This is a genomic window from Bacillus sp. SIMBA_008, assembly GCF_046535495.1.
Classification (GTDB): Bacteria; Bacillota; Bacilli; order Bacillales; family Bacillaceae; genus Bacillus; species Bacillus subtilis.
Genome location: NZ_JAWRWL010000060.1, coordinates 1 through 405 on the forward strand (window position 1 = coordinate 1; position 405 = coordinate 405).

Below are 405 nucleotides of genomic sequence, written 5' to 3' on the forward strand. Positions count from 1 at the left end.
GCGGAAAAAGAGTCCTGGCGTTGTTCGTTATGGCTTTTACCAAACAGAAGAACAGTCCCATCCATTGATCCATCTGCCTGAGCTTGCAGACGATATGATGCAGGCAATGGAAGAAGGGAGAAGAGAGGAGGCGCTCGCTTTATTCGATGCTTTTGAACTAGAGGGGGCGACCCTGTCTCAACTAAAAGAGCTGCTGATCTTATTTAAATCACGACTCCGAACAGACTGGCCTATATTAACGATCAACACCGCAGCAGAATGCCGCCAGTGCTGTGAATATTTATTTGACGTGTACGAAGCAAGAAACCAGACTGTGAATGATATTGAGCGGGCAAAGCGCTACATCAAAACGCATTTTTGTGAACAGATCACGCTGGAGCAGACTGCGGCCTATGTTGATTTAAG

The 405-nt window shown here is 46.7% G+C and carries 1 pseudogene; it reads left to right on the top strand.

From position 1 onward, the window contains the following. Positions 1 to 405: pseudogene (locus SB658_RS22095) on the top strand (DNA-binding response regulator); the annotation flags it as partial.